Raw genomic sequence first — 21,716 nt, 5'->3', positions numbered from 1 at the left:
TCGCCCCCCGGGCAGGCAGAGTCAGCCGGGGCAGCAGGGGTTGTTCTCGCGGTTGAAGGACGCGTTCAACGGGCGCTGAGCGGCTTTCGGAGGGCCCTTTCCTCTGGTCTATGCCACACAGCGGGCCGGTTTCAGGGTTGCTCGGAGGACGTGACAACATGCGGTCATGTCCTCCGCGCTGACCGATCTCTTCCCGCACCCGATCGTGCAGGCCCCCATGGCGGGTGGCGTTTCCGTACCGCAGCTCGCCGCCGCCGTGTGCGAGGCGGGCGGGCTCGGATTCCTCGCCGCCGGGTACAAGACCGCTGACGGGGTGTACCAGGAGATCAAGCAGCTCCGGAGCCTCACGAGCAGGCCCTTCGGCGTGAACGTGTTCATGCCGCAGCCCGAGTACGCCGACCCCGCCGCCGTCGACGTCTACGCCCATCAGCTGGCCGGCGAGGCCACCTGGTACGAGGCCGAGCTCGGCGATCCCGACAGCGGTCGCGACGACGGCTACGAGACCAAGCTCGCGGTGCTGCGCGACAACCCCGTGCCGGTCGTGTCGTTCCACTTCGGCGTGCCGAGCCGTGAGGTCATCGACGGCTTGCATCGCGTCGGCACCTTCGTCCTGGCCGCCGCGACCACCCCCGACGAGGCCCGGGCCGTCGAGCGGGCCGGCGCGGACGGCGTCATCGCGCAGGGCGTCGAGGCCGGCGGCCACCAGGGCACGCACCGGGACATACCGGAGCTGGACGGTTCCGGCATCGGACTGCTGTCGCTGGTCGCGCAGATCCGGGAAACCGTGAGCATCCCGATCGTCGCCGCCGGCGGCATCATGCGCGGCGGCCAGATCGCCGGGGTCCTCGCGGCCGGCGCGAGCGCGGCGCAGCTCGGCACCGCGTTCCTCGCCACGCACGAGTCGGGTGCGAACGCCCTGCACAAGCAGGCGCTGACCAACCCCCTGTTCGTGCGTACGGAGTTGACCCGGGCCTTCTCCGGGCGTCCGGCGCGCGGCCTCGTCAACCGGTTCCTGCGCGAGCACGGACCGTACGCTCCGCCCGCCTACCCCGAGATCCACCACCTGACCTCGCCGCTGCGCAAGGCCGCCGCCAAGGCCGGTGACGCGCAGGGCATGGCCCTCTGGGCCGGGCAGGGGCACCGGATGGCGCGGGAGCTGCCCGCCGGGCAGCTGGTGGAGGTGCTGGCCGGTGAACTCGCCACGGCGCGTGCGGTGCTGTCGGGTGGGGGCGGCGTCCGGTGACCGCGCCGGTGTTCGTCGTCGAGCACCTCGACGCGGGCGGCGGCGGCCGGTACGTCCTCGACGGCCCGGAAGGGCGGCACGCCGTCTCCGTGAAGCGGCTGCGGCCCGGTGAGGACGTCGTCCTCACGGACGGGGCCGGGCGCTGGGCGGACTGCGTCGTGCTCGACACGGAGGGCAAGGACCGGCTGATCGTTCGACTGGACTCGGTGACCGAGGAGCCGGAGGAGCAGCCCCGGGTCACCGTCGTCCAGGCGCTGCCCAAGGGGGACCGGGGGGAGCTGGCCGTCGAGACCATGACCGAGGTCGGTGTCGACGCGGTCGTGCCGTGGGCGGCGGCGCGGTGCATCACGCAGTGGAAGGGCGAGCGGGGGCTGAAGGCGCTGGGCAAGTGGCGGGCGACGGCTCGGGAGGCCGGTAAGCAGTCGCGCCGGGTGCGGTTTCCTGAGGTCGCGGAGGCGGCTACGACCAAGCAGGTCGCTTCGCTGTTGGCCGGGGCGGACTTCGCCGCTGTGCTCCATGAGAGCGGGGACGAGGCGCTGGCGACCGCCGAACTGCCGTCGTCCGGTGAGATCGTGCTGGTCGTGGGGCCCGAAGGGGGCGTTTCGCCCGAGGAGCTGGCGTTGTTCGAGGAGGCCGGGGCGAAGGCGTACCGGCTGGGGCGCAGTGTGCTGCGTACGTCTACCGCCGGGACGGCCGCTGTTGCCGTGCTGTTGGCGCGTACCGGACGGTGGTAGCGCCTGGCGCCGGCCGGTGGGGGGTCGGGGCCGTGTCGGGGGGTGTCCGTCCTCGGAACGTCGCGATGGGGTTGGACGCCGACTGACTGTCCGTTGACGCGACAACCGCTGCGGGCGGACACCCCCCGACACGTCCCCTTGCGTAGTCCGGCGGGTGCAGGCGCGTCCGCCCTAGCTGCGGGCATGCGTGCCTCCCCCAGTGCCTTAAGGGCCTGGGAGGTGCCCCCATGGGCGGCACGGGTGGGCGGTGGGGGTCCCCCCGCTCGAGCGAAGCCGAGAGTGGGGGAGGCACCTCGTCGCGCCGAGTTGCGCACCCACCCGACCCCAGCACCCATGCCGTGGTGGCCAGTTGCGCTCTACCGTCCCGTCCTCTTCGGTGGGAGGCTGCCTTTATGGGGGCATGGAAGAGGGTCGCGGCCGTGGCGTTCTGTGCTGTGGTCGGTGTGGGTGGTGTCGTCGCCTGTGAACCCGGGGCGGGGATCAGTTCCGCGGCTGTCGCGTACACGACCGACGAAACCGTCACCAACGAACTCAACCGGCAGAAGGCGGACGTGCGTTGGCTGACGTGCACCGCGTCGTACGGGGACTCCGGCAAGGGTGGGAACGCATCGCCCTCGGCGCGTGAGAAGACCGTCGCGACCGTCGACTGTGAGGGGGAGACCAAGGACGGGAAGGACATCACCGTCACCGGCAGGGTCACCCATGCCGTGGACGGCGAATGCGTGCGCGGGAAGATCACCGCCAAGGTCGACGGCAAGGTGTGGTTCGAGGTGGACGGGCTCGGCAACTGTGATGCCACTCCGTCGCCCGTGGGAGGCGGGTCGGTGGGCGGGCAGCCGGGGCCCACCGTCACCGTGACCGTCACACAGACCATCTGGTGCGAGCGCTATCCGGACTGCCGCCCCGTCGAGGGCAAGTGATCCGAAGTCTGTCCGCGCGGCGTCGTCCCTGCATAGGGTGATCGGGTGACTCAGTCCGCATCGCCTGCTTACCTCCGGTTCCCCCACGTGCACGGCGACCTGGTCGCCTTCACCGCCGAGGACGACGTGTGGCTCGCCCCTCTCGACGGCGGCCGGGCCTGGCGGGTCAGCGCCGACAACGTGCCGGTGACCCAGCCCCGCATCTCGCCCGACGGGACCACCGTCGCGTGGACCTCCACCCGCGACGGCGCTCCCGAGGTGCACATCGCCCCCGCCGGCGGCGGACCCGCCAAGCGGCTGACCTATTGGGGCAGTTCGAGGACCCAGGTGCGCGGCTGGACCCCGGACGGCGAGGTCCTGGCCATCAGCACCCAGGGGCAGGCGAGCCTGCGCCGCAGCTGGGCGCGTGCCGTTCCGCTCGACGGCGGTCCGGCCACCACCCTGCCGTACGGGCCCGTCGGTGACGTCGCCTACGGGCCGAGTGTGGTCCTGCTGTCCGCGCCGATGGGGCGCGAGGCCGCCTGGTGGAAGCGGTACCGGGGTGGCACCGCGGGCAAGTTGTGGATCGACCGGGACGGGGACGGGGAGTTCGTACGGCTGCATGAGGAGCTGGACGGGAACGTCGAGTATCCGCTGTGGGTCGGTGAGCGCATCGCCTTCCTGTCCGATCACGAGGGCACCGGCGCGCTGTACTCCTCCCTCGCCGACGGGGCCGATCTGCGGCGGCACACGCCCATCGACGGCTTCTACGCCCGGCATGCCGCCGGTGACGGCACTCGGGTCGTCTACTCCAGCGCCGGTGAGCTGTGGGTCCTCGATGATCTGGACGGGGCCGAGCCGCGTCGGCTGGACGTGCGGCTGGGCGGGCAGCGCGTGGATCTTCAGCCGTTTCCGCTGCACGCCTCCCGGTCGTTCGGGTCGGCGTCCCCGGACCACACCGCGCGCGGCAGCGCCGTCTCCGTACGCGGCTCCGTCCACTGGGTCACCCACCGCGCCGGTCCCGCCCGCGCTCTCGCCGCGACGCCCGGCGTGCGGGCCCGGCAGCCGCGTGCCTTCCGCGCCGACGGCGAGGAGTGGGTGGTGTGGGTGACGGACGCGGAGGGCGACGACGCCCTGGAGTTCGCGCCCGCCACCGGGCTCGCCCCGGGAGCGACGCCGCGCCGGCTCGCCGCCGGGCAGCTCGGCCGGGTGCTGGACCTCGCCATGGCGCCCGACGGCAGCCGCGCCGCCGTGGCCTCCCACGACGGGCGGCTGCTGCTCGTCGAGCGGGAGACGGGTGAGGTGCGGGAGGTGGACCGGAGTGAGGACGGTGATGTGTCGGGGCTCGTCTTCTCGCCCGATTCGGGATGGCTCGCCTGGTCCCATCCCGGGCCGCGGCCCCTGAGCCAGCTGAAGCTCGCCAACACCACCGACCTGTCGGTCACCGAGGCGACCCCGCTGCGCTTCCAGGACTACGCGCCGGCGTTCACGGTGGACGGCAAGCACCTCGCGTTCCTGTCGACGCGCTCCTTCGACCCGGTCTACGACGAGCACGTCTTCGACCTGGCGTTCGTGGAGGGGGCGAGGCCGCATCTCATCACCCTCGCGGCCACCACACCCTCCCCCTTCGGGCCGCAGCGGCACGGCCGGTCCTTCGAGACGCCCGACCGGGAGGAGACCCCCGACAGCGAGGGCACCCCCACCACCCGCATCGACATCGAGGGCCTCGCCGACCGCATCGTGCCCTTCCCGGTCGAGGCCGCCCGCTACTCCAACCTGCGGTCCGCGAAGGACGGCGTCCTGTGGCTGCGCCACCCGGTCTCCGGAGTGCTCGGCGCGTCCCGGGCCAGGCCTGACGATCCCGAGCCCAAGTCCGAGCTGGAGCGCTACGACCTCGCCCAGCAGCGGGTCGAGCATCTCGCCGTCGACGCCGACCACTTCGAGGTCAGCGGCGACGGCAAGCGGGTGCTGCTGTGGACCGACGGGCGGCTCAAGGTCGTCCCCAGTGACCGGCGGGCCTCGAACGACGACGACAGCGACTCCAACATCACCGTCGACCTCGGCCGCGTACGCCAGTTCGTCGACCCGGCCGCCGAGTGGCGGCAGATGTTCGACGAGAACGGCCGCATCATGCGGGACCACTTCTGGCGCCCGGACATGAGCGGCGTCGACTGGTCCGGTGTCCTCGACCGCTACCGCCCGGTCGTGGAGCGCCTCGCCACCCACGACGACCTGGTCGACCTGCTGTGGGAGGTCCAGGGCGAACTCGGCACCTCGCACGCCTACGTCACCCCGCGCGGCGGCTACGGCCGCGGCGCCCGCCAGGGTCTGCTCGGCGCGGACATCTCCCGCTACGAGGACGGCAGTTGGCGCGTCGACCGCATCCTGCCCTCGGAGACCTCCGACCCGGACGCCCGCAGCCCGCTCGCCGCACCCGGTGTCGCCGTGCGGCCAGGGGACGCCATCCTCGCGATCGCGGGGCAGCCGGTCGACCCCGTCGCCGGGCCCGGACCGCTGCTGATCGGCACGGCGGGCAAGCCGGTGGAGCTGACCATCTCCCCGTCCGGCGGCGGCGACCCCCGGCACGCCGTCGTCGTCCCGGTCGCGGACGAGGAGCCGCTGCGCTACCACGCCTGGGTCGCCGACCGGCGTGCCTACGTCCACGAGAAGTCCGGCGGCCGCCTCGGATATCTGCATGTCCCGGACATGCAGGCGCCCGGCTGGGCCCAGATCCACCGTGACCTGCGTGTCGAGGTCGCCCGCGAGGGACTGGTCGTCGACGTCCGCGAGAACCGCGGCGGCCACACCTCCCAGCTGGTCATCGAGAAGCTCGCCCGGCGCATCGTCGGCTGGGCCGTGCCTCGTGGCATGCGCCCCTACAGCTACCCGGAGGACGCCCCGCGCGGCCCCGTCGTCGCCGTCGCCAACGAGTTCTCCGGCTCCGACGGCGACATCGTCAACGCGGCCATCAAGGCCCTGGGCCTCGGCCCCGTCGTCGGCACCCGCACCTGGGGTGGCGTCATCGGTATCGACAGCCGCTACCGCCTCGTCGACGGCACCCTCGTCACCCAGCCCAAGTACGCCTTCTGGCTGGAGGGCTATGAGTGGGGCGTCGAGAATCATGGTGTGGACCCGGACGTGGAAGTCGTGCAGCGCCCCCAGGATTACGTGGCGGGCAGAGACACCCAACTGGACGAGGCAATCCGACTGGCTCTGGAAGCGCTGGAGGCAGTACCGGCAAAAACGCCCCCAGGCCTGCCAACTTAAGGGGCGCGGGGAACTGCGCGACCAGCCCAAACGCACCCGCACCCGACGACGATACGATGCCCAAGTCGGACCACACGGCCCAACCCTCGGAGGAGACATGGCAGGGGAGCCCCAGGAAGACTGCCTGTTCTGCAAGATCGTCGCCGGCACCATCCCGGCGACCATCGTCCGCCAGACAGACACCACCGTCGCGTTCCGCGACATCAACCCCCAGGCCCCCACCCACGTCCTGATCATCCCCAAGGCGCACTACGAGAACGCCGCCGCCCTCGCCGCCGCCGACCCCGGCCTCACCGCGGACGTGATCCGCGAGGCCCAGGCCGTCGCCGACGAGGAGAAGCTCGACAGCCACCGCCTCGTCTTCAACACCGGCAGCGGCGCCGGCCAGACCGTCTGGCACGTGCACGGCCACGTGCTCGGCGGCCGCGGCCTCGAATGGCCCCCCGGGTAGTCCGCCTTGTCCGTACGTGAACTCGTCGTCCTCGGCACCGCCAGCCAGGTGCCGACCCGGCACCGCAACCACAACGGCTACCTGCTGCGCTGGGACGGCGAGGGCATCCTGTTCGACCCCGGCGAGGGCACGCAGCGCCAGATGCTGCGGGCCGGGGTCGCCGCGCACGACCTGAACCGGATCTGCGTCACGCACTTCCACGGCGACCACAGCCTCGGTCTCGCCGGTGTCATCCAGCGCATCAACCTCGACAAGGTGCCGCACGAGATCACCGCGCACTACCCCCGCTCCGGGCAGCGCTTCTTCGACCGTCTCCGGTACGCGACCGCCTACCGCGAGACCGTCGAGATCACCGAGGCACCCGTCTCCGGCGACGGGCCCCTCGCTCGTACCGGCGACTACACGCTGGACGCCCGGAAGCTGTCGCACCCCGTCGAGTCGTTCGGCTACCGGCTCGTCGAGCCCGACGGCCGCCGCATGCTGCCCGAGCGGCTCGCCGTGCACGGCATCAAGGGCCCGGACGTCGGACGGATCCAGCGCGAGGGCTCGCTCGGCGGGGTCGCGCTCGACGACGTGAGCGAGGTGCGGCGCGGGCAGCGGTTCGCGTTCGTCATGGACACCAGGCTGTGCGAGGGGGTGTACGCGCTCGCCGAGGACTGCGACATGCTCGTCATCGAGTCGACCTTCCTCGACGAGGACGAGCAACTCGCCGTGGAGCACGGCCATCTGACGGCGGGGCAGGCCGCTCGGGTGGCCCGGGAGGGTGGGGTGCGGCATCTGGTGCTGACCCACTTCAGTCAGCGTTATACCGACCCGGACGAATTCGAGCGGCAGGCGCGGGCCGCCGGGTACGAGGGTGAGCTGACCGTGGCGCACGATCTACTGAGAGTGCCGGTTCCGAAGCGTCGGTGAATCGGCCGTACGATGAATTGATGTCCCTCCCCAAAGCCGAACTGCACCTTCACATCGAAGGCACCCTGGAACCGGAACTCGCCTTCGAGCTCGCCGCGCGCAACGGCGTCACGCTGCCGTACGCCGACACGGACGAGCTGCGCGAGGCGTACCGGTTCGAGGATCTGCAGTCCTTCCTGAACCTGTACTACGAGCTCATGGCCGTCCTGCGCACCGAGCGTGACTTCGAGGACCTGGCCAATGAGTACCTCGCCCGCGCCGCCGCCCAAGGGGTGCGGCACGCCGAGATCTTCTTCGACCCGCAGGCCCACACCAGCCGGGGGCTGGAGATCGGCACGGTCGTCGAGGGGCTGTGGCGGGCGCTGGGCAACAGCGAGGCGAACCACGGTGTCTCCACCCGGCTGATCCTGTGCTTCCTGCGCGACGAGTCCGCCGAGTCGGCCCTGGCGACCCTGGACGCGGCGAAGCCGTACCTGGACCGGATCACCGGCGTCGGCCTCGACTCGGCCGAGGTCGGGCATCCGCCGGTGAAGTTCCGCGAGGTCTACGAGGCCGCCGCCGCGCTCGGGCTGCGTCGGGTCGCGCACGCCGGTGAGGAGGGGCCGCCGGAGTACATCACCGAGGCGCTGGACGTGCTCGGGGTGGAGCGGGTCGACCACGGGCTGCGCTGTGTGGAGGACCCGGCGCTGGTGGAGCGGCTGGTGCGGGACCGGGTCCCGCTGACGTTGTGCCCGCTGTCGAACGTCCGGCTGCGGACCGTCGACACCCTCGCCGACCACCCGCTGCCCGCCATGCTGGACGCCGGGCTCATGTGCACGGTGAACTCGGACGACCCGGCCTACTTCGGCGGGTACGCCGGTGAGAACTTCGACGCCGTGCGCGCCATCCTGGGCCTCAGCGAGGAGCGGCTGCGGGAGCTGGCCCGCAACTCCTTCCTCGCCTCCTTCCTGGAGGACGACGAGGAGCTGCGGGCGCGGTATATCGCCGAGGTGGAGGCGTACACCTTCCCGTAGGTCTCAGTAGACCTCCGACCCGGCCTTGTCGTAGGCCCGCTGGGCCGGAATGGCCGCGGCCTCCACGGCGATCTCCACGACCGGCTGTTCCGGGGCGCCGATCTCGGGGACCGCGCCGGTGGGCGTGCCCGTGGCGGCGGCGACCAGGGCGGCCGGGTGGCCGCCGCGGCGGCGGATCGCGCCGGGCAGCAGCGCGCGCCCGCCGGTGTGCAGGGCGACGGCGGTCATCGGCACGGCGATGACCAGCAGTCCGGCGGCCAGGATCGCGCCCATGACCGGGAACCCGGCCTGCGCCGACAGCACACTGCCGGTGAGCGGTCCGGCGGCCGTGCCCAGCGAGGACGCCGAGCCGACCAGCACCGCCCAGCGGCCGCGCGGGTCGAGCGAGGCGGCGAGCCCGATCAGATACGACAGCACCACCGGGTACATCGTGTTCCAGGCGATCTCGCCGGTCGCGAAGCTCGTCAGGTCGTTCGAGGACGCGCTGAGCGCGATACACCCGGCTATGAGGACCGTGCCCGCCCCGATGGGAACGGCACGTCCCAGCCGGGCGCCGAGCGCGCCCGCCGCCAGGACCCCGGTCAGTCCGGCGCCCAGTCCCAGGGCGAAGACGGCACCGACGGTGGCCTCACTCAGGTGGGCCTGGTCAAGACCGATCCGTCCGCTCACTCCCCACAGGGAGTTCTGGGCGAGCGACCAGCAGAGCATGGCGGCGGCCAGCACCAGTCCCGAACGGGCGTGCGGCAACCGGGCCTTGTCGTGCCGGGCGGGTGCGGCGGGCACACCGGCGGGGAGGCGGCCGGTCAGCGGCCACACGACCAGGGCCGTGAGGGCGATCGCGGCCAGCGGCAGGCCGTGCCCCGGGCCGAGGCGAGGGACCGTCAGATACACGGCACCCGCGAGGGCGGAGACGGTGAGCAGTCCGGCGGTGGAGGCCCGGTGCGGATCACGCTGTCCGGCGATGAGGGTCGCGGCGACGGTGGTGGCCGTGCCGGAGCCGAACCCGCCGAGGACGGCCCCGGCGACGACCGCCGGGACAGCGGTGGTGAGCGCGGCACCGCCGTAGCCGAAGAAGGCCAGGGCGAGACCGACGCGGGCGAGAGTGCGGGCGCCGATCCGTTCGACCCGTGAGGCCAGGACGAATCCGGCGGCGGCCGAACTCAGCAGCAGGGCGCTGCCGACGGCACCGGCCTGGGTGGCGGAGAGCGGAAGGCCCGAATCGAGCCTGCCGACGGTGGTCGGCAGCAGATACGGAGCGAGGTACCCGGCCGTGAAAAGGGCGACGAGGGACCAGGGAGTGGTGCGGGGGGCGAACACGGGCGTTCCCAGGGCATGCGAAAGGAGCGGGGAAATGGGGGGATTGGCGACGACCGTCGACGGACAGGAACGCGCGAGCAATTTGTATCAAGCACGTAGTCGCACACGTGAACCGAGAGGGCGTGATCTGGATCACGTTGTGTTTGGTGCGGTGAAGCCCGGGTAAACGAGTGCCTTTTGCCAGGTGGCGCGGGTGATCCCGCTAACGCCAGTGCACCGATCCGGGCCCCGCCGGAACCGTCGTCTCGGCCTTCGCCCGGATCTCCCGCATCACGGCGACGATCCGCTCCTCGTGCTCCGGAGTGAGCCGGGCGACCGGTGCCGAGCAGCTGATCGCGTCCAGCGCGGGGGAGTCGTAGCGCAGCGCGAACCCGAAGCCGACGATCCCGCTCACCCCCTCCTCCCGGTCCACTGAGTGACCGCGGGCCCGGACCCGCGCGAGGTCGGCCGCCAGGGACTCCCGGCTCGTGTGCGAGTTCGGGGTCAGCGCCTCGTACGGCCCCTCGGGCAGGTCCCCGTCCGGGCGTTCCGCCAGCAGCGCCTTGCCCAGGGCCCCGGCGTGCGCGGGCAGCCGGCGCCCCACCCGGCTGATCGTGCGCAGGTACTCGTGCGACTCCCGCGTCGCCAGATAGGCCACGCTCCGGCCGTCCAGGCGCCCCATGTGGATGGTCTCGCCGAGCGCCTCGGACGCCTCGTCGAGGTACGGCCGCACGGCCCGGACCCGGGGGTCGGAGTCGAGGTAGCTCGTGCCGGTGAGCAGGGCGTGGATGCCGATGCCGTACAGGGAGCCGGTGACGTCGGTGCGGACCCAGCCGCGCGAGATCAGGGTCTGGAGCAGCGCGTACATCGAGCTGCGCGGCACGCCGAGTTCGTCGGCCAGCTCCTGCAGCCGGGCCGGGCGGTCGCCGCGTGCCGCGAGGAGTTCCAGCAGCTCGACCGTGCGCGCCGCGGACTTCACTTCGCGGACGCCTCCAGTGTCCGAGCGGACGCCCCCTGTGTCTGACATGAGCCGATGGTAATCGGGTGGCCTCGGGCGGTTGACGTTCGCGTATCCAACCGCCATTCTCATATATAAATGACGTCTACATAAGGAGATGGCCGTGAGTGCTGGCGCTGGACCGGAAGCGGTCGCGCGGCGGCTGCGGGACGGCATGGCCGGTGGCGTGCTGTCGTTCCCGCTGACCAGCTTCCGCGACGACGGCACCCTCGACCCGGACGGCTTCCGCGCCTACGTCGCGGAGCGGCTCGCCGCCTCGCCCGGCGCCGTGTTCCCCGCCTGCGGCACCGGCGAGTTCTTCTCGCTGGACGAGGACGAGTACCGGCAGGTCGTCACCCTCACCGTCGAGGAGGCGGCGGGCCGCGTCCCCGTCGTGGCCGGCATCGGATACGGCTGGGCGCAGGCCGTGCGGTTCGCGCGGATCGCCGAGGACGCCGGCGCCGACGCCCTCCTCGTGCTGCCGCACTACCTCGTCGCCGCCCCGCAGGACGGCCTGGTCGCCCAACTCGAACAGATCGCCGCCCGCACCCGGCTGCCGCTGATCGCCTACCAGCGCGGCCAGGTCGCCTTCACCGCCGAGTCGCTGAAGCGCATCGCGGCCCTGCCGAACGTCATCGGCCTCAAGGACGGCCACAGCGACCTCGACCGGCTGCAGCGCCTCACGCTCGCCGCCCCCGAGGACTTCCTGTTCTTCAACGGCGCCGCCACCGCCGAGATCCAGGCCCGCGCCTACGCCACCGTCGGCGTCCCCGCCTACTCCTCCGCCGTCCACGCCTTCGCCCCCGAGATCGCCGACGCCTTCTTCGCCGCCCTGCGCGACGGCGACCACGGCACGGTCGACAAACTGCTCCGCGACTTCTACGTCCCGCTCGTCGAACTGCGCGACCGCGTCCCCGGGTACGCCGTGTCGCTGGTGAAGGCGGCGGCCCGGCTGCGCGGCCACCGGGTCGGGCCGGTCCGCGCCCCGCTCACCGACCCCTCCGACCGCGACCTCGCCGAGCTCTCCGCCCTGCTGAGCGCCGGCCTCGACCTCGTAGGAGCCACCCTGTGAACCTCGCCATCACGGACGTACGGCTGACGCCGATCCTGGTCGCCGACCCGCCGCTGCTGAACACGCAGGGCGTGCACCAGCCGTACACGCCCCGGCTGATCGTCGAGGTCGTCACGGCCGACGGGATCACGGGCGTGGGGGAGACCTACGGCGACGCCAAGTACCTGGAGCTGGCCCGGCCCTTCGCCGAGCGGCTGAAGGGGCACCAGGTCAGCGATCTGAACGGCCTGTTCACGCTCGCGGACCAGGTCGCCGTGGACCGCTCCCGGGTCGAGAACGCCGTCGACGTCGGCGGGCTGCGCGGCGTCCAGACCGCCGACAAGCTGCGGCTGTCCGTCGTCTCCGGCTTCGAGGTCGCCTGTCTCGACGCCCTCGGCAAGGCGCTCGGACTGCCCGTGCACGCGCTGCTCGGCGGCAAGGTGCGCGACGCCGTCGAGTACAGCGCCTACCTGTTCTACAAGTGGGCCGACCACCCGGAGGGCATCCCGGCCGAGAAGGACGACTGGGGCGCCGCCGTCGACCCGGCGGGCGTGGTGGAACAGGCCCGCCGCTTCAAGGAGCGCTACGGCTTCACCTCCTTCAAGCTCAAGGGCGGCGTCTTCCCGCCCGACGAGGAGATCGCGGCCGTACGGGCACTCGCCGAGGCGTTCCCCGGGCATCCGCTGCGGCTCGACCCCAACGGCGCCTGGTCGGTGGAGACGTCCGTCAAGGTCGCCCAGGAGCTCGGGGAGGTCCTGGAGTACCTGGAGGACCCCGCGCTCGGCACCCCCGCCATGGCCGAGGTCGCCGAGCGGACCGGCGTGCCGCTCGCCACCAACATGTGCGTGACGACCTTCGCGGAGATCAAGGAGGCGTTCACGCGGGGAGCCGTGCAGGTGGTCCTCTCCGACCACCACTACTGGGGCGGCCTGCGCAACACCCAGCAGCTCGCCGCCGTCTGCCGCACCTTCGGCGTCGGCGTGTCGATGCACTCCAACACCCACCTGGGCATCTCGCTCGCCGCGATGACCCACGTGGCGGCCACCGTCCCGAACCTCCACCACGCCTGCGACTCCCACTACCCCTGGCAGTCGGAGGACGTCCTCACCGAGCGGCTCACCTTCGAGGGCGGCAAGGTCGCGGTGCCGGACGCGCCCGGCCTCGGCGTGCAGCTCGACCGCGAGCGGCTCGTCGTACTGCACCGGCGGTGGCTGGACGACGACGGCGCGCTGCGGGACCGCGACGACGCGGCGGCCATGCGGATCGCCGACCCGGAGTGGAGGACGCCCTCGATGCCCCGCTGGTAGGACATGACCGGGTGATCGGCGTCACGTTGTCGGTGGTGTGGTGCAGACTGGCCTGATCCGCACCACGTCAGGGAGCGCACCGTGACCGCGTCCACCGCCCCGGCCGGAAAGGGCCCCAGAAAGGGATCGCACCGCCAGAACCAGGTCGATCCCCTCGCCCCGCTGCGCGTGCCGGACGACCCGCCCTGGGATGTCTACCTCACCGGCACCGTCTTCCTCGACATCATCTTCACCGGGCTCGACTCCGCCCCGGTGCGCGGGACCGAGTCCTGGGCGCGCGGGATGGGGTCGAGCCCCGGCGGCGTCGCCAACATGGCGACGGCGCTGGCCCGCCTCGGCCTCAGGACGTCCCTCGCGGCGGCCTTCGGCGACGACCACTACGGCGACTACTGCTGGGACGCCCTGGAGCACGGCGAGGGCATCGACCTCTCCCCGTCGCGCACGGTCCCCGGCTGGCACTCCCCGGTGACCGTCTCCATGGCCTACGAGGGGGAGCGCACGATGGTCTCGCACGGCCACGAGCCGCCCCCGGAGGAACCGGCCCCCGAGTGCCCGCCCCGCGCCCGTGCCGCCGTCGCCTCCCTCGCACCGGGCGTCAGCGCGCCCTGGATCGCCCAGGCCGCGAGCAAGGGCACCAGGGTCTTCGGCGACGTCGGCTGGGACGACACCGGCGCGTGGGAGCTGGCGGCACTGCCCGACCTGCGGCACTGCGAGGCCTTCCTGCCGAACGCGGAGGAGGCCATGCGCTACACGGGCGCCGACTGCCCCCGGGCCGCCGCGCACGCCCTGACCGAGTACGTGCCGCTCGCGGTGGTCACGCTCGGGGCGGACGGGGCGTACGCGGTGGACCGGCGTACGGGGGAGACCGCCGAGGTACCGGCCATCGAGGTCGAGGCCCTCGACCCGACCGGGGCCGGTGACGTGTTCGTCGCCGGGTTCGTGACCGCGACACTGGCGGACTGGCCGCTTGCGGACCGGCTGGCCTTCGCCGGGCTGACCGCGGCGCTGTCGGTGCAGGAGTTCGGCGGGTCGCTGTCGGCGCCGGGGTGGTCGGAGATCGCGGGGTGGTGGCGGAAGGTGCAGTCGGTCCAGGGGCAGTCGGCGACGGCGTTGCGGCGGTACGGGTTCCTGGCGGGGCTTGTGCCGGAGAAGTTGGCCAGGCCCTGGCCGTTGCGGCGTGCCGTACCGACGATCGGGTTCCGGCGCTCGGCGTGATCCAGGCGTGGTTTCCAACCCCACCCCTAAAAGCCCTACGGCGTTGTCAGTCCCCCGTCGTACCCTTGGAATCGCGAGGCCGCCCTCAGCTACGCGGCCGTGACGAGGAGGAACCGCAGGCCTTAAGCGCCGGCCCATGACTCAGACACCCACAGCTCACACCCCCGCGCAGGAGCAGGCGAGAGCGCAGTTCACCGTCCCCGCCCAGCACCCCATGGTGACCGTTCTGGGGTCCGGCGACAGCCTCCTGCGCGTGATCGAGAAGGCCTTCCCGGCGGCCGACATCCACGTCCGGGGCAACGAGATCAGCGCGGTCGGCGACCCAGCGGACGTCGCCCTCATTTCGCGCGTTTTCGACGAGATGATGCTCGTGCTCCGCACCGGGCAGCCGATGACGGAGGACGCAGTGGAACGCTCGATCGCCATGCTCAAGGCGAGCGAGAACGGGGAGAGCGACGGCCAGGAGACCCCGGCCGAAGTGCTCACGCAGAACATCCTGTCCTCGCGGGGCCGCACGATCCGCCCCAAGACGCTCAACCAGAAGCGCTATGTGGACGCGATCGACAAGCACACCGTCGTCTTCGGCATCGGCCCCGCCGGCACCGGCAAGACCTACCTGGCCATGGCCAAGGCCGTCCAGGCCCTGCAGTCCAAGCAGGTCAACCGCATCATCCTGACCCGCCCGGCGGTCGAGGCCGGAGAGCGCCTCGGCTTCCTCCCGGGCACGCTCTACGAGAAGATCGACCCGTATCTGCGCCCGCTCTACGACGCGCTGCACGACATGCTCGACCCGGACTCGATCCCGCGGCTGATGGCGGCGGGGACTATTGAAGTGGCGCCGTTGGCATATATGCGGGGACGTAGCCAACCTGTATTCACCAACGTCCTCACACCGGACGGATGGCGCCCCATCGGCGACCTCCAGGTCGGTGACCTGGTCATCGGCTCCAATGGTGAGCCGACCCCGGTTCTGGGCGTCTACCCACAGGGCGAGCGGGACATCTACCGTGTCACCGCCCAGGACGGCTCCTGGACGCTGTGCTGCGGCGAGCACCTGTGGACGGTTCGGACAGCCTCGGACAAGCGCCGCAACAAGCCGTGGCGGGTCCTGGAGACCCAGGAGATGATCGGCAACCTGCGGGCGGCCCACGCTCGCCGGTACGAACTGCCGATGCTCACCGCGCCGGTCCAGTTGCCGGAGCGAGACGTCCCCATGGACCCGTACGCGCTGGGACTGCTGCTCGGTGACGGTTGCCTCACTGGTTCCACGACCCCCTCCTTCGCGACCGAGGATCCGGAACTGGCCGAGGCTCTGGAGGCCTCGCTGCCCGGTGTCGCCGTGCGGCACAAGAGCGGACCGGACTACGTGCTCAACCGGATCAAGTCCCCGGGCGACGTGATCACCCTGGAGAACCCCGTCACGGGTGTCCTGCGTGAATTGGACCTGCTGCGTACCCGCTCGCACTCCAAGTTCGTCCCGGACGACTACCTGTACAACACGGCTGAAGTACGGCTGGCGGTCCTCCAGGGCCTGCTGGACTCCGACGGCGGCCCTGTGACGCAGAAGGACCGCACCTGCCGGATCCAGTACACGACGACGTCGGCCCTGCTCCGTGACGACGTCGTCGCCCTGGTGCAGTCGCTGGGCGGTGTGGCGTACACCCGCCGCAGGGCCGCCGAGGGGCGCAGGCCCGGCCTCGCGAAGGGGCGGGAGGTCGGATACCGGTACGACGCTCATGTCATCGACATCCGCCTCCCCGAAGGCATCGACCCCTTCCGCCTCCCCCGCAAGCGCGACAAGTACCTCGCTGCCGGAGGCGGCGGACGCCCGATGCGGTTCATCGACAGCATCGAGCCCGCCGGCCGGGAGGAGACCGTCTGTATCCAGGTGGCGGCCGAGGACTCGTTGTACGTCACGCAGGACCACCTGCTGACGCACAACACGCTCAACGACGCCTTCATCATTCTCGACGAGGCCCAGAACACCTCCCCCGAGCAGATGAAGATGTTCCTCACCCGCCTCGGCTTCGACTCGAAGATCGTGATCACGGGTGACGTGACGCAGGTCGACCTGCCGGACGGGACGAAGAGCGGTCTGCGGCAGGTGCAGGACATCCTGGAGGGCCTGGACGACGTCCATTTCTCCCGGCTGTCGTCGCGGGACGTGGTCCGGCACAAGCTGGTGGGCCGTATCGTCGACGCGTACGAGCAGTACGACACCAAGCACGGCACCCAGAACGGCGGGCACAAGAGCCGCGGCAAGTCCGTGCACAAGGGGAAGTAGACAAGCACAACACCATGTCGATCGACGTCAACAACGAGTCCGGCACCGAGGTCGACGAGCAGGCGATCCTCGACATCGCCCGCTACGCGCTCGCACGGATGCGCATCCACCCGCTCTCCGAGCTCTCGGTGATCGTCGTGGACGCCGACGCCATGGAGCAGCTCCACATCCAGTGGATGGACCTCCCCGGCCCCACGGATGTCATGTCCTTCCCGATGGACGAGCTGCGCCCGCCGTCCAAGGACGAGGACGAGCCGCCGCAGGGGCTGCTCGGCGACATCGTGCTCTGCCCCGAGGTCGCCACCAAGCAGGGCGCCGAGGCCGACACGCAGCACTCCATGGACGAGGAGCTCCAACTGCTCACCGTCCACGGGGTGCTGCACCTGCTGGGCTACGACCACGAGGAACCGGACGAGAAGGCCGAGATGTTCGGCCTCCAGGCGGCCATCGTGGACGGCTGGCGCTCGGAGCGGGGCCTGACCGGCCCGTCCCCGGCGCCGACGGTCTCGTAGAGCCGGCCGATGAATCCGCAACTCGCCCTGGGCGCGGTCGCCCTGGTCGTCGTGGCCTGGCTCGCCGCCTGCGCGGAGGCGGGCCTCGCACGCGTCTCCAGCTTCCGCGCCGAGGAGGCCGTACGCGGCGGCAGGCGCGGCAGCGCCAAGCTCTCCCAGGTCGCCGCCGACCCGACCCGCTATCTGAACGTGGCGCTGCTGGTGCGCGTCGCCTGCGAGATGGCCGCCGCCGCGCTGATCACCTACGGCTGCCTGCAGGAGTTCGACAACACCACCGAGGCGCTCCTGGTCGCCATCGCGGTCATGGTCCTCGTGTCGTACGTCGCCGTCGGCGTCTCCCCGCGCACCATCGGCCGCCAGCATCCGCTGAACACGGCGACGCTCTCGGCGTACGTGCTCGTGCCCCTGGCCAGGATCATGGGCCCGATCCCCTCGCTGCTCATCCTCATCGGCAACGCGCTCACCCCCGGCAAGGGCTTCCGCCGGGGCCCCTTCGCCTCCGAGGCGGAGCTGCGCGCGCTGGTCGACCTCGCCGAGAAGGAGTCCCTCATCGAGGACGAGGAGCGCCGCATGGTGCACTCGGTCTTCGAACTGGGCGACACCCTCGTCCGCGAGGTCATGGTCCCGCGCACGGACCTGGTGGTCATCGAGCGGTTCAAGACCATCCGCCAGGCCCTCACCCTCGCCCTGCGCTCCGGCTTCTCCCGCATCCCGGTGACCGGCGAGAGCGAGGACGACATCGTCGGGATCGTGTATCTGAAGGACCTGGTCCGCAAGACGCACATCAGCCGCGAGGCCGAGTCCGAGCAGGTGTCCACGGCGATGCGCCCGGCGTTCTTCGTGCCCGACACCAAGAACGCGGGCGACCTGCTGCGCGAGATGCAGAAGGAGCGCAACCACGTCGCCGTCGCCGTCGACGAGTACGGCGGCACCGCCGGCATCGTCACCATCGAGGACATCCTCGAGGAGATCGTCGGCGAGATCACCGACGAGTACGACCGCGAACTGCCGCCGGTGGAGGACCTCGGCAAGGACCGCTTCCGGGTCACCGCCCGGCTCGACATCAGCGACCTGGGCGACCTGTACGGCCTGGAGGAGTTCGACGACGAGGACGTCGAGACGGTCGGCGGCCTGCTGGCGAAGGCGCTGGGCCGGGTCCCCATCGCGGGCGCGTCGTCCGTCGTCGGCCTGCCCGACGGCCGGGAACTGCGGCTGACGGCGGAGGCCGCGGCCGGCCGCCGCAACAAGATCGTGACGGTGCTCGCGGAGCCCGTGGAGCCGGCGGACGCCGCACGGGAGGAGAAGCCGGAATGACCCCGCAGGAGCTGCGCGCGTTCTGCCTGTCCTTCAACGCGGCGGTGGAGGACTTCCCCTTCAGCCCGGAGATCTCGGTCTTCAAGGTCCAGGGCAAGCTGTTCGCCCTGTCGCATCTCGACGCGCGGCCCCTCAAGGTCAACCTCAAGTGCGACCCGGACGACGCGATCCGGCTGCGCCGCGAGCACGAGGGCCTCGTCGTCCCCGGCTGGCACATGAACAAGCGGCACTGGAACACGGTCACGGCCGACGCAGACCTCCCGGACCAGCTGGTCCGGGAGCTCGTCGAGGACTCCTACGACCTCGTGGTCGCGGGCCTGCCGCGGGCCGACCGCCTCCGTCTCGACCGTCCCTGAGACCGGGCCGGGGCGGGCGCTACGTATGCTCGGATCATGACCGACAGCAGCGCGCTCGACCCCGAGGACCGCAAGATCGTCACCCTGGCCCGTTCCGCGCGGGCCCGCAACGGCGTGCCCGAGGGGGCGGCCGTACGCGACGAGACCGGACGTACCTATGTCGCGGGGACCGTGGCCCTCGACTCCCTGAAGCTCAGTGCCCTGCGGACGGCGGTGGCGATGGCGGTGGCCTCGGGGGCGCGGTCCCTGGAGGCGGCGGCGGTCGTGACGGAAGCGGAGTCGCCCTCCGCCGAGGACCGGGCGGCGGTACGGGATCTCGGCGGAGCGGGGACGCCGGTGTTGGTGGCCGGGCCTGACGGGACGGTCAGGACCACCGTGACCGCTGGCTGACGTGTGGTTGACGTGTTGGCCGAATTTCGCTGTAACCGGCGGTAATTAGGCCAGTTTTCAACCTTGCCGCCGCCTGCCCCACACGCATCAATGGAACCGTCAATTCCGACGGACCGTCAGGTTCGACTCTCGGCAGTGTGTCCGCATCCATGTGCCGAGCGGTCCACCCCCCCCCACGGAAACGGAGCCGGAATCCCATGAGATGCAAGCGAATCGGAGCAGGTGCGGCACTGGCGGCCGGGGCCCTCGCGGTCAGCGGACTCGCCTTCGCCCCCGCGGCCCTCGCCGTCACCCCCCAGACGGCGACGATCAACGCGGACTGCGGCACCTTCGGCAGTGGCGAGGCCACGCTCACGGCCACGCAGAACGGCACCGCCGCCACCGTCACCGTCAAGTCCTCGGCGATCACCGCGCCGATCGCCCTGGGCGCGGACTCGATCACGTCCTCGCTCACCCTGGTGAAGTCCGGCGGCGGCACCGTCGCCTTCACCGGAACGGAGAACCCGGCGATGGCCGCCGGCGCCCCCGTCGAGGTCGGCCCCCTCAGCGGCACCGTGGCCTCCGGCGACAGCCTGGAGGCCTTCGGCGGCTCGCTGAAGATGACCGTCTTCGGCATCACCATCACCTGCACGGCGACCGGGCCGCAGTCACCGGGTCCGTTCGTGTTCGACTGAGCCCGAGGGCCGGGCGCGCGACCTACAGCGCGTCCGGCCCGCGCTCGCCCGTCCGCACCCGCACGACGGTGTCGACGGGCAGCGCCCACACCTTCCCGTCGCCGATCTTGCCGGTGTGCGCGGCCCTGACGACCGCGTCGATGACGGCCTCGGCGTCCGCGTCCTCGACGACGACCTCGATACGGACCTTCGGCACCAGGTCGACCTGGTACTCGGCGCCGCGGTACACCTCGGTGTGGCCGCGCTGCCGGCCGTAGCCGCTGGCCTCGGTCACGGTCAGGCCGTGCACGCCGAGTTCCTGCAGGGCGTTCTTGACCTCGTCGAGGCGGTACGGCTTGACGATCGCGGTGATGAGCTTCATGCCTGGGGGGTGACCTTCTGGGCGTGGGGGACGACGGAGGAGGAGACCGGGGCGCCGTGGCCCAGGACCCCGTGATCGTAGGCCGTCTCGGCGTGCACCGTAAGGTCCAGGCCGGTCTGCTCCTGCTCCTCGTCGGCGCGGAAGCCCAGGGTGACGTCGATCAGCTTGCCGATGCCGTACGTCACGGCGAACGCGTACACCGCCACGACGACCACGGCCACGAGCTGCTTGCCGAGCTGGGCGAGGCCGCCGCCGTAGAGGAGGCCCTCGGCGCCGCCGGTCATCGAGTCGACGGCGAAGACGCCGATGAGGAGCGTGCCGATGACACCGCCGACCAGGTGGACGCCGACGACGTCCAGGGAGTCGTCGTAGTTCAGCTTGAACTTCCAGCTCACGGCGTACGAGCAGACGACACCGGCGGTGAGGCCGACGACCAGGGCGCCGAGCAGGGAGACCGAGCCGCAGGACGGGGTGATCGCGACCAGGCCGGCGACCGCGCCGGACGCCGCGCCCAGGGTCGTCGGGTGGCCGTCGCGCTTCTGCTCGACGAAGAGCCAGCCGAGCAGGCCGGTGCAGCCCGCGGCGAGGGTGTTGAGGAAGGCCGCGGCGGCCAGTCCGTTGGCTCCCAGGGCGGACCCGGCGTTGAAGCCGAACCAGCCGAACCAGAGCAGACCGGCGCCCAGCATCACCATGGGCAGATTGTGCGGGCGCATGGAGTCCTTCTTGAACCCCAGGCGCGGGCCCAGGACCAGGCACAGCGCCAGCCCCGAGGCGCCGGAGACGATCTCGACGGGCAGGCCGCCGGCGAAGTCGAGGGCGCCCAGCTTCTCCAGGATCCAGCCACCCGGGCCCCACACCCAGTGCGCGACCGGAACGTATACGAGCAGCGCCCACACCGGCACGAAGACCAGCCAGGCGCCGAACTTCGCCCGGTCGGCGACCGCGCCGCTGACCAGGGCGGCCGTGATGATCGCGAAGGTGAGCTGGAAGGTCGCGAAGAGGAGCGTGGGGACGGTCCCCTGGACGCTGTCCGGGCCGAGGCCGCTCATGCCGATGTGCTCCAGCCCGCCGATGAGACCCCCCGCGGCGTCCTCGCCGAAGGTGAGGGAGAACCCGGCCGCCAGCCAGACCACCGTCACCAGGGCGATCGACACGAAGCTCATCATCAGCATGTTGAGCACGCTCTTCGTGCGGACCATGCCGCCGTAGAAGAGGGCCAGGCCGGGAGTCATCAGCAGGACGAGGGCGGTGGCGGCGAGCAGCCAGGCGGTGTCGCCGGTGTCGGCGCTTGCGGCGGCCAGGGACACGGTGTCTCCAACGGTGTGGGGCTCCGGGGGCTCGTCAGAGATTCACCGGCGTCCGTTTCCGGTTGCGTACGGGTGTGTTTCCGTGACGTTTCGTTGCGTGAGGGTTTCTGGAAGCTCTCGACGCACGTCCGGT

At 71.5% G+C, this 21,716-nt stretch carries 20 protein-coding genes; 16 read left to right on the top strand and 4 right to left on the bottom strand.

From position 1 onward, the window contains the following. The first annotated feature begins 166 nt into the window (after positions 1 to 166). From ACFZBT_RS01005 to ACFZBT_RS00975, 7 genes are all read left to right on the top strand, one after another. A complete protein-coding gene (locus ACFZBT_RS01005; RefSeq protein ID WP_391097464.1) occupies positions 167 to 1,243 on the top strand; it encodes a nitronate monooxygenase in 1,077 nt (358 codons plus the stop codon). Further along, positions 1,240 to 1,977, top strand: a complete 738-nt coding sequence (locus ACFZBT_RS01000; protein ID WP_391097463.1) for a 16S rRNA (uracil(1498)-N(3))-methyltransferase — start codon at positions 1,240 to 1,242, stop codon at positions 1,975 to 1,977. The genes ACFZBT_RS01005 and ACFZBT_RS01000 overlap by 4 nt, the downstream gene beginning before the upstream one ends. 392 nt (positions 1,978 to 2,369) lie before the next feature. Continuing rightward, positions 2,370 to 2,897 (top strand): hypothetical protein, encoded by a 528-nt coding sequence (locus ACFZBT_RS00995; RefSeq protein ID WP_391097462.1) that lies wholly within the window; start codon positions 2,370 to 2,372, stop codon positions 2,895 to 2,897. Positions 2,898 to 2,942: 45 nt separating this feature from the next. Continuing rightward, entirely contained in the window at positions 2,943 to 6,143 is a 3,201-nt protein-coding gene (locus tag ACFZBT_RS00990) for a S41 family peptidase (RefSeq protein WP_391097461.1), read from the top strand. 97 nt (positions 6,144 to 6,240) lie between these two features. Beyond that, positions 6,241 to 6,594, top strand: coding sequence for a histidine triad nucleotide-binding protein (locus ACFZBT_RS00985; protein WP_215121481.1), 354 nt, complete (start codon positions 6,241 to 6,243; stop codon positions 6,592 to 6,594). Positions 6,595 to 6,600: 6 nt separating this feature from the next. Further along, entirely contained in the window at positions 6,601 to 7,506 is a 906-nt protein-coding gene (locus ACFZBT_RS00980) for a ribonuclease Z (RefSeq protein ID WP_391097460.1), read from the top strand. A gap of 20 nt (positions 7,507 to 7,526) precedes the next feature. Next, the gene (locus tag ACFZBT_RS00975) at positions 7,527 to 8,519 is read left to right on the top strand and encodes an adenosine deaminase (protein WP_391097459.1); all 993 of its coding nucleotides are present in this window, start codon (positions 7,527 to 7,529) and stop codon (positions 8,517 to 8,519) included. Positions 8,520 to 8,522: 3 nt separating this feature from the next. Here ACFZBT_RS00975 and ACFZBT_RS00970 read toward each other — a convergent pair whose 3' ends face one another. Both ACFZBT_RS00970 and ACFZBT_RS00965 read right to left on the bottom strand, forming a co-directional pair. Continuing rightward, complete coding sequence (locus tag ACFZBT_RS00970) at positions 8,523 to 9,836, bottom strand: MFS transporter (protein WP_391097458.1); 1,314 nt, start codon at positions 9,834 to 9,836, stop codon at positions 8,523 to 8,525. Positions 9,837 to 10,038: 202 nt separating this feature from the next. Continuing rightward, complete coding sequence (locus tag ACFZBT_RS00965; RefSeq protein ID WP_391097457.1) at positions 10,039 to 10,842, bottom strand: IclR family transcriptional regulator C-terminal domain-containing protein; 804 nt, start codon at positions 10,840 to 10,842, stop codon at positions 10,039 to 10,041. Between the two features lie 88 nt (positions 10,843 to 10,930). Here ACFZBT_RS00965 and ACFZBT_RS00960 point away from each other — a divergent pair, with 88 nt between their 5' ends. The 9 genes from ACFZBT_RS00960 (at position 10,931) to ACFZBT_RS00920 (ending at position 19,915) form a co-directional block, all read left to right on the top strand. Beyond that, complete coding sequence (locus ACFZBT_RS00960) at positions 10,931 to 11,884, top strand: 5-dehydro-4-deoxyglucarate dehydratase (RefSeq protein ID WP_391097456.1); 954 nt, start codon at positions 10,931 to 10,933, stop codon at positions 11,882 to 11,884. Then, positions 11,881 to 13,170: an enolase C-terminal domain-like protein gene (locus ACFZBT_RS00955; RefSeq protein ID WP_391097455.1), complete on the top strand. Its 1,290-nt coding sequence runs from the start codon at positions 11,881 to 11,883 to the stop codon at positions 13,168 to 13,170. The genes ACFZBT_RS00960 and ACFZBT_RS00955 overlap by 4 nt, the downstream gene beginning before the upstream one ends. Positions 13,171 to 13,251: 81 nt before the next feature. Further along, the gene (locus tag ACFZBT_RS00950; RefSeq protein ID WP_391097454.1) at positions 13,252 to 14,385 is read left to right on the top strand and encodes a PfkB family carbohydrate kinase; all 1,134 of its coding nucleotides are present in this window, start codon (positions 13,252 to 13,254) and stop codon (positions 14,383 to 14,385) included. A gap of 136 nt (positions 14,386 to 14,521) precedes the next feature. Then, complete coding sequence (locus tag ACFZBT_RS00945) at positions 14,522 to 16,669, top strand: PhoH family protein (protein WP_391097453.1); 2,148 nt, start codon at positions 14,522 to 14,524, stop codon at positions 16,667 to 16,669. Positions 16,670 to 16,683: 14 nt separating this feature from the next. Beyond that, positions 16,684 to 17,181 carry an rRNA maturation RNase YbeY gene (gene ybeY, locus ACFZBT_RS00940; RefSeq protein ID WP_184592507.1) on the top strand — a complete coding sequence of 166 codons (498 nt, stop codon included), beginning with the start codon at positions 16,684 to 16,686 and terminating at the stop codon, positions 17,179 to 17,181. 9 nt (positions 17,182 to 17,190) lie between these two features. Continuing rightward, a complete protein-coding gene (locus tag ACFZBT_RS00935) occupies positions 17,191 to 18,495 on the top strand; it encodes a CNNM domain-containing protein (RefSeq protein ID WP_391097452.1) in 1,305 nt (434 codons plus the stop codon). Then, positions 18,492 to 18,851 carry an MmcQ/YjbR family DNA-binding protein gene (locus ACFZBT_RS00930; protein ID WP_391097451.1) on the top strand — a complete coding sequence of 120 codons (360 nt, stop codon included), beginning with the start codon at positions 18,492 to 18,494 and terminating at the stop codon, positions 18,849 to 18,851. Before ACFZBT_RS00935 ends, ACFZBT_RS00930 begins: the two co-directional genes overlap by 4 nt. A gap of 36 nt (positions 18,852 to 18,887) precedes the next feature. Beyond that, the gene (locus ACFZBT_RS00925) at positions 18,888 to 19,241 is read left to right on the top strand and encodes a cytidine deaminase (RefSeq protein ID WP_391097450.1); all 354 of its coding nucleotides are present in this window, start codon (positions 18,888 to 18,890) and stop codon (positions 19,239 to 19,241) included. 197 nt (positions 19,242 to 19,438) lie between these two features. Then, the gene (locus tag ACFZBT_RS00920; RefSeq protein WP_391097449.1) at positions 19,439 to 19,915 is read left to right on the top strand and encodes a hypothetical protein; all 477 of its coding nucleotides are present in this window, start codon (positions 19,439 to 19,441) and stop codon (positions 19,913 to 19,915) included. Positions 19,916 to 19,937: 22 nt separating this feature from the next. Here ACFZBT_RS00920 and ACFZBT_RS00915 read toward each other — a convergent pair whose 3' ends face one another. Next, positions 19,938 to 20,276 (bottom strand): P-II family nitrogen regulator, encoded by a 339-nt coding sequence (locus ACFZBT_RS00915; RefSeq protein ID WP_215121499.1) that lies wholly within the window; start codon positions 20,274 to 20,276, stop codon positions 19,938 to 19,940. Then, positions 20,273 to 21,583 carry an ammonium transporter gene (locus ACFZBT_RS00910; RefSeq protein ID WP_391097448.1) on the bottom strand — a complete coding sequence of 437 codons (1,311 nt, stop codon included), beginning with the start codon at positions 21,581 to 21,583 and terminating at the stop codon, positions 20,273 to 20,275. Before ACFZBT_RS00910 ends, ACFZBT_RS00915 begins: the two co-directional genes overlap by 4 nt. Positions 21,584 to 21,716: the final 133 nt, after the last annotated feature.

This window comes from Streptomyces sp. NPDC008137, assembly GCF_042957035.1.
GTDB lineage: Bacteria > Actinomycetota > Actinomycetes > Streptomycetales > Streptomycetaceae > Streptomyces.
The sequence above is the reverse complement of the archived record's forward strand: the minus strand, read 5'-3'. Positions and strand labels throughout refer to the sequence as shown.

What these genes read in the sequence shown, in the direction of transcription:
- ACFZBT_RS00985 (WP_215121481.1), top strand. Translation starts at nt 6,241, where the DNA reads ATGGCAGGGGAGCCCCAGGAAGACTGCCTGTTCTGCAAGATCGTCGCC.
- ACFZBT_RS00935 (WP_391097452.1), top strand. Translation starts at nt 17,191, where the DNA reads ATGAATCCGCAACTCGCCCTGGGCGCGGTCGCCCTGGTCGTCGTGGCC.
- ACFZBT_RS00930 (WP_391097451.1), top strand. Translation starts at nt 18,492, where the DNA reads ATGACCCCGCAGGAGCTGCGCGCGTTCTGCCTGTCCTTCAACGCGGCG.
- ACFZBT_RS00945 (WP_391097453.1), top strand. Translation starts at nt 14,522, where the DNA reads ATGACTCAGACACCCACAGCTCACACCCCCGCGCAGGAGCAGGCGAGA.
- ACFZBT_RS00995 (WP_391097462.1), top strand. Translation starts at nt 2,370, where the DNA reads ATGGGGGCATGGAAGAGGGTCGCGGCCGTGGCGTTCTGTGCTGTGGTC.
- ACFZBT_RS00920 (WP_391097449.1), top strand. Translation starts at nt 19,439, where the DNA reads ATGAGATGCAAGCGAATCGGAGCAGGTGCGGCACTGGCGGCCGGGGCC.
- ACFZBT_RS00925 (WP_391097450.1), top strand. Translation starts at nt 18,888, where the DNA reads ATGACCGACAGCAGCGCGCTCGACCCCGAGGACCGCAAGATCGTCACC.
- ybeY (WP_184592507.1), top strand. Translation starts at nt 16,684, where the DNA reads ATGTCGATCGACGTCAACAACGAGTCCGGCACCGAGGTCGACGAGCAG.
- ACFZBT_RS01005 (WP_391097464.1), top strand. Translation starts at nt 167, where the DNA reads ATGTCCTCCGCGCTGACCGATCTCTTCCCGCACCCGATCGTGCAGGCC.
- ACFZBT_RS00915 (WP_215121499.1), bottom strand. Translation starts at nt 20,276, where the DNA reads ATGAAGCTCATCACCGCGATCGTCAAGCCGTACCGCCTCGACGAGGTC.
- ACFZBT_RS00975 (WP_391097459.1), top strand. Translation starts at nt 7,527, where the DNA reads ATGTCCCTCCCCAAAGCCGAACTGCACCTTCACATCGAAGGCACCCTG.
- ACFZBT_RS00960 (WP_391097456.1), top strand. Translation starts at nt 10,931, where the DNA reads ATGGCCGTGAGTGCTGGCGCTGGACCGGAAGCGGTCGCGCGGCGGCTG.
- ACFZBT_RS00965 (WP_391097457.1), bottom strand. Translation starts at nt 10,842, where the DNA reads ATGTCAGACACAGGGGGCGTCCGCTCGGACACTGGAGGCGTCCGCGAA.